We start from the raw sequence: 6777 nt of genomic DNA, 5'->3' as shown, positions 1-6777 counted from the left end.
TGTGAGAGGTCGGCTAATCAACTAATGATTAGCCTCCTACTCGATTGCAAAAGGGTGGATGTCCTTAATAAATGTTATAATTCTACTATTCTACAAAATGTGAAATAGCAAGAAAATATGTTTTTTTCGGACAAAGGTTGAAATCGCTTTCATTCTTCGTATAAACTAAAGAAGGAATGTAAGTTCACTTCATAATAAGTCTGGGGGATTATAATGGATAAAATACTAATCGCGAATCGTGGGGAAATCGCTCTTAGAATCATAAAAACGTGCAAACGTCTCGGTATTAAAACTGTGGCGGTCTATTCGGAGGCTGACCAAGATATGCCCTTTGTAAAAGAAGCGGACGAGGCCTTCTTGTTGGGACCGGCGCAAGTTCAACAATCTTATTTGAAAGCGGACAATATAATTGATATTGCATTACAAACCGGAGCAAAAGCCGTTCATCCCGGTTATGGACTGCTATCGGAAAACGCTGAATTCGCACGTAAAGTTCAAGCGGCGGGAATCCGTTTCATAGGACCTGATGCGGATACAATTGACAAAATGGGAGATAAAATTGGTTCCCGAGTAACGATGAAAGCCGCAGGAGTACCAGTTGTACCTGGAACAGATGAGGGAATCGTTTCGTTGGAAGATGCAATTCAAGCGGCGGCAGATATTGGTTATCCAATCATGTTAAAAGCATCTGCAGGTGGCGGAGGGATCGGAATGATTCGCTGTGAAGATGAGCAAGCGCTCAGTCAACATTTTCAATCCGTAAAAACACGTGCAAAAGCATACTTCGGAGATGATATTGTCTTTCTTGAAAAATTCATTTCTGATGCACGCCATATCGAAGTACAAATATTCGGCGATAATTACGGAAACGTTGTCCATATGTATGAACGGAATTGCTCAGTTCAGAGGCGCAATCAGAAAGTAATAGAAGAATCACCTTCACCGCATTTACCCGAAGAAACGCGCAAACGCCTTTTTAAAGCGGCAGTTGACGCCGGGAAAGCAGTTTCCTACAAGAACGCTGGAACTGTCGAATTTATTGTCGATGAAAACAATGAACTCTACTTCCTTGAAATGAATACTAGACTACAAGTTGAACATCCTGTGACTGAAGAAGTGACTGGATTTGACCTAGTTGAATGGCAAATTGAAATTGTTAAAGGGAATGAATTGCCCGTCATTAATCAGGATGAAATCAAGTCGAAGGGGCATGCAATCGAATTCCGTATTTACGCGGAAGATCCGGTTAAGTTTATGCCTTCACCAGGAACGATTAACACGCTGGATTGGGGAAATACAGAGGGAATCCGCATTGACTCCGGATATATCGAAGGCGGCAAAGTGACACCATTTTATGATCCACTCATATCTAAAGTAATCGTTCATGCACAAACGAGGGCAGAAGCGATTCAGAAATCTGAAGAATTTTTTTCTAAAGTGAAAATTGAAGGCTTAAAAACGAATATACCGCTATTCAATAACTTCCTTAAATCTGAAGAATTTAATTCAGGTGATTATTCAACATCCGTTTTAACTACGTGGAGCGCAAAACAAAAGGAGGAAATAACAAAATGACAGCATTAAAATCAACGATGGCAGGCACAGTGTTTACAGTAAACGCAGCAGTGGGCGAAGAAGTAACGGCGGGACAAGTAATTATCGTACTTGAATCGATGAAGATGGAAATTCCAATTGAAACAGAAATAGCTGGGAAAATTACAGAGATAAAAGTGCAAGTCGGCGATTTCGTAAATGAAGAAGATGTTCTTGCGACAATCGAAGCATAGAAAAGCAAAAGGCGCCGCCCAGCTCCGATAGGCATAGCCGAACTGACTTATGACCCGAGGAGTTGGCGCCTTTTGCTGGATCGCATAGAAACGCAGAAGATGCTTGTAGCTTGAAACAAGGGGAAATGGGTAAAAACGCTCGACGAAAGGGGTATTATAAATGACTAAAATTACAGAACAGCCAGCTTACAATGAGAAACTTGAAGAAAAATTGCAAGGGATTTTTGCTGGGGGACAACCGAAATATCATGAGAAATTAAAAGAACAGAACAAAATCTTTGTTCGTGATCGTCTCGAGCTTCTGTTTGACGATGGGGAATATACAGAAGACGGTAGGTTTGCTAACTGTGAGGCAGGAGATTTGCCGGCAGATGGCGTCGTGACGGCGATGGGGAAAGTGAATGGCCAGACAGTCTGTGTTATGGCAAATGATTCTACAGTCAAAGCGGGGTCATGGGGAGCCCGTACTGTTGAAAAAATTATTCGAATACAGGAAATTGCTGAAAAAAACCGTGTACCGATGCTATATCTCGTAGATTCAGCAGGTGCTCGTATTACAGACCAGCTTGATATGTTCCCGAACCGTCGCGGTGCAGGGAAAATATTCCACAATCAAGTGCGACTGTCAGGTTTCATTCCGCAAATTTGTATTTTGTTTGGTCCTTCTGCTGCAGGTGGTGCGTATATTCCCGCATTTTGCGATATTGTTATTATGGTGGAAGGCAACGCATCAATGTATTTGGGCTCACCGCGAATGGCTGAAAAGGTCATCGGTGAAAAAGTGACATTGGAAGAAATGGGCGGCGCACGCATGCATTGCTCAGTGAGCGGTTGCGGTGACGTTCTTGCGGAAAATGAAGAGCAAGCAATTTCAGAAGCCCGTCGTTACTTAGCGTTTTTCCCAGCGAACTTCACGGAGAAACCCGCATTGAAAGAAGCTGTGGAAGCAAAAGTTGGACGGACGCTTGAAGCAATTATTCCAGAAAACCAAAATGCACCGTTCGATATGTATGAGGCGATTGATGCATTGATTGATGAAGGAAGTTATTTTGATATCAAAAAACTTTTTGCTGGTGAAATAATAACTGGTTTGGCCAGAATCGAGGGGCAGCCAGTCGGAATCATTGCCAATCAGCCGAAAGTGAAAGGCGGAGTGCTGTTTGTTGACTCTGCAGACAAAGCTACAAAGTTTATTAATCTTTGTGATGCTTTCTCAATTCCGCTTTTATTCTTAGCTGATGTACCTGGCTTTATGATTGGAACAAAAGTTGAGCGTGCAGGAATCATCCGTCATGGTGCGAAATTGATTATGGCAATGAGTTCGGCGACTGTTCCAAAAATATCTGTAATTGTTCGTAAAGCTTATGGAGCGGGTCTCTATGCAATGGCGGGTCCTGCATTCGAACCAGATGTCTGTATCGCTTTACCCACAGCTCAAATTGCAGTCATGGGACCTGAAGCTGCGGTCAATGCGGTCTATTCAAATAAAATCGAAGCGATTGAAGATCCGAAAGAACGACTTGCATTCGTGTTGGAAAAACATAATGAGTATAAAGAAGAAATTGATATTTACAAGATGGCATCTGAACTCATCATCGATGAAATTGTAGCGCCATCCAGTCTAAGAGGTGTACTTGCAGATAGATTCCGTTTCTACAGTACAAAAGATATTCCTCAACCACCAAGAAAACATCCAGTGTATCCTGTATAATCAGATAAAGAACAAAAAGGTCTACCGCTGTTCAGGTAGGCCTTTTCATTTTGGGGGAGGGTAAACATGGATGTAGTCATTGCTGGGGCGGGTTCAATTGGGTTGTTGCTTGGATCATTCTTGTCGGAGGCTGGAATGGACGTGACTTTTTACGTCAGAAGAGAAGAGCAGGCGGAGCTCATTCGCAAAGAAGGTATTCAGCGCATTAACCAGGACGGAACTAAATTTGTGTTTCACGCGAAATCTACGACGGACATCACAGTGATTTCTCCAACAGCACTATGTATTGTTGCGGTCAAATTTGCAGGTCTTCAAAATCTTCTAATGGAAATAAAGGATGCAGGTTTGAAGAATCCGCTATTGTTCGTTCAAAATGGAATTGGTCATTTGGAAATTGTGGAAAGCATTAATTCTTTGGAAATCGCTTTCGCCACCGTGGAACAAGGAGCGCGTCGAATAGACGATCGAACGGTTTCTCATAATGGGATTGGGATGCTTACAATCGCTACTTTAAATGGTGAGGACGGCGTATTTGATTTAATCGGACAGGCACGCTCAGATATATTCCCGGTCAGTTACCATACTGATGCAGAACTGATTTTAATGCGAAAAGTAATGATCAACTGTATGATCAATCCTTTGACTGCCATTCTTAAAGTGGAAAACGGAGAGTTACTTACAAACGCTCATTGCCTTACTTTACTTAATACCCTATATAAAGAATTGATGTACGCCTTTCCAGAAATACAATCGGTTCTATCTTATGAAGAAGTAGCGGATGTCTGCAAAAAAACGGCAAACAACAAATCTTCAATGCTGTCAGATCGTATGTCCGGAAATCCTATGGAAATAGATACAATCGTTTCTGCAACTATCCGAAAGGCAAGAGGACAGGGAAAGTCGTTACCTCTCCTATCGGCGCTGGAACAGATGCTGTATGCAATTGATTGGAAAGGGGAAGGGACATGGATGGAGTGATTCCTGCACTTTTAGGGACAATCATTTTGTTCCCTTTCATTGTTACAATTGTCATCCTAATTATTATGAGAAAGCTTGGGAAAGCGCCCGTTTCCGTTATTGGGTTCGCCGCGGATTTGACGACTCCGTTCTTGTTCATTGCTGTTTATATTGTATCTTATACCATATTCGGGAAGGGATTAGGGTTTTATATTGGAGGATTTGCAATCATTCTCGCGATTATTTTTTCATTCATAGAACGCAGTAGAGTGAAGGAATTTCGTGTTGGCCGGCTGTTACGGAAAATATGGAGATTTTATTTCCTAGTTTTAATGGTTATCTATTTGAGCCTCTTAGTTACGGGAACTGTACTGAGAATTGTCGAGTATGTTAATTAAACGAATTTTGTATAAGCGTATATTTTTCAATCCTGTAACTTGGAATGTTATACTCTCTTCATACCGATAGTTACAAAGGGGCATGAATAATGGAATTGGAAGTATTGGCATTACAAGAAAAGAATAAAGTGATGCAATCGTATAATAACGATAAAGAATTTTTACATATGTTTTTCGATTATAAAAACGAAGAGAGTTCCTATCCTGCAAGACTTAATGAACTCGCGGGCCGTAATTTCGAAAGAGCTCAGCTAGCAGATGCAATTCGTACATTCATGGAACCATTTGGTATTTCCGCGGTTACAAATTCGCATATCAATGAACTTGCAGAAAATGCAGTCACTGTAATTGGCGGTCAGCAAGCCGGTATTTTAACTGGACCTTTATACTCTGTTCATAAAGCGATCACAGTTATTTTACTTGCACGTAAGCAAAGGGAAAAACTAAACGTTCCGGTAGTACCTGTCTTTTGGGTTGCAGGTGAAGACCATGACTTAAATGAAATCAATCATATTTACACTGAAATGGATGGACAGGCAACGAAAAATCAATACCGTGAAAAGTTCGTTCTTAAGCTTATGGCATCAGATGCGGTATATGACAAGAAAATGCTGTCGTCGTTTGTCAAAGATACGTTTGGTAAATTTGGTGAAACTTCAAATACGAAAGCTTTATTGGACGAAGTCCTCAGTGCGGTAGAGATAGAAGATACGTTTACACACTTCTTTGTCAGACTGATGAATGGCCTTTTTAAAAATGAAGGACTGTTATTTATAGATTCGGCTGCTAAACAGCTACGGGAGCTCGAAAAGAAACATTTTGTTCGACTTATTGTAGAATCCGAGCGTATTGCAGAAGCAGTCAAGAGTAAGGAAGAATTGTTTGCTGAAAAAGGATATGGTACTCCGCTTGGCGCTGAATCAGATGCTGCAAACTTATTCTACGTGCATGATACAGGTCGAGTTCTTTTATCTAGAAGAGATGGTTATTTTGTAAATGACAGTTCAGGCTTGCAATTTTCGAAAATAGATATGCTGCGAATTGCTGAAGAAACGCCGTGGCTATTGAGTAATAATGTTGCGACCAGACCGATTATGCAGGACATGGTATTCCCGGTACTCGCTTTCGTTGGTGGACCGGGAGAAATCGCATATTGGTCAGTCTTGAAAGAGGCGTTTCATCATCTAGACATAAAAATGCCTATTATTGTTCCACGCATGTCCATGACGCTGGTAACTACACAAGTGCAACATGCGCTGAAAGAGAAGTCTCTGACTGTTGAAGAAGTCATGTCAGGAGCGGTACTAACTGCGCGGGAACAATTCATAAGCGGATTGACTGATGAAGGTTTCGATTCAGTGATGGATGAAACAGAAGAAATCCTTCGCAAACAGTATGAAAAAATTGCTGAATTCACAGATCGGCAAGGACCAACTATGCAAGAATTGCTAACAAAGAATTTACAATTCCACAAAAAACAACTAGGTTATTTAAAAGGGAAAGCTGAAGAGGCGGTGCTATTGAAACACGCCACTGCACTCCGTACATACGGTATTCTAGAAGGAGAATTATTCCCTGAAGGCGTACTACAAGAGCGGCTTTATCCGCCATATGCTTATTTGAACGGTTACGGACCGACGCTTATAAATGACCTTCTTCAATTGCCCTACGAAATGGATGGGACACACAAAATTATATATCTGTAAAGACTGACAACACAAAACACTCTTGCTTGCATAAATGTGCAGGCAAGAGTGTTTTGTGTTTTTTTGTTGTCTAGCTCCAGGCGCCAACTCCTCGGGTCGTAAGTCGGTTTGGCTAGGAAGGATTGAACTGCATCCTTCCCGGGCAAAGGACGCCGCTCCGCCGACCCGTCTTATGCCTGTCGGAGCTGGACGGCGCATTACGCTTTTCTTGTATTCAA

The 6777-nt window shown here is 41.7% G+C and carries 6 protein-coding genes; all 6 read left to right on the top strand.

Annotated elements, in window-relative coordinates; genetic code table 11:
* Nucleotides 1–213: 213 nt before the first annotated feature.
* The 6 genes from AC25Y6_RS03960 to bshC all read left to right on the top strand — a co-directional run bounded on the left by AC25Y6_RS03960 (nt 214) and on the right by bshC (nt 6559).
* Nucleotides 214–1575, top strand: a complete 1362-nt coding sequence (locus AC25Y6_RS03960) for an acetyl-CoA carboxylase biotin carboxylase subunit (RefSeq protein WP_488142109.1) — start codon at nt 214–216, stop codon at nt 1573–1575.
* The gene (locus tag AC25Y6_RS03955) at nt 1572–1787 is read left to right on the top strand and encodes an acyl-CoA carboxylase biotin carboxyl carrier protein subunit (protein ID WP_482100347.1); all 216 of its coding nucleotides are present in this window, start codon (nt 1572–1574) and stop codon (nt 1785–1787) included. The genes AC25Y6_RS03960 and AC25Y6_RS03955 overlap by 4 nt, the downstream gene beginning before the upstream one ends.
* Nucleotides 1788–1947: 160 nt before the next feature.
* On the top strand, nt 1948–3498 hold the full coding sequence (locus tag AC25Y6_RS03950; RefSeq protein WP_488142108.1) for an acyl-CoA carboxylase subunit beta: 1551 nt from the start codon (nt 1948–1950) through the stop codon (nt 3496–3498).
* A gap of 66 nt (nt 3499–3564) precedes the next feature.
* On the top strand, nt 3565–4476 hold the full coding sequence (locus AC25Y6_RS03945; protein WP_482100349.1) for a ketopantoate reductase family protein: 912 nt from the start codon (nt 3565–3567) through the stop codon (nt 4474–4476).
* Nucleotides 4464–4853 carry a DUF3397 domain-containing protein gene (locus AC25Y6_RS03940; protein WP_488142107.1) on the top strand — a complete coding sequence of 130 codons (390 nt, stop codon included), beginning with the start codon at nt 4464–4466 and terminating at the stop codon, nt 4851–4853. The genes AC25Y6_RS03945 and AC25Y6_RS03940 overlap by 13 nt, the downstream gene beginning before the upstream one ends.
* An 89-nt stretch (nt 4854–4942) precedes the next feature.
* A complete protein-coding gene (gene bshC, locus AC25Y6_RS03935; RefSeq protein WP_488142106.1) occupies nt 4943–6559 on the top strand; it encodes a bacillithiol biosynthesis cysteine-adding enzyme BshC in 1617 nt (538 codons plus the stop codon).
* The last annotated feature ends 218 nt before the right edge of the window (nt 6560–6777 follow it).

The organism is Sporosarcina sp. Y1004 (assembly GCF_057669665.1).
Note: the sequence above shows the minus strand (reverse complement) of the source record. Positions and strands in the feature narration are given on the sequence as shown.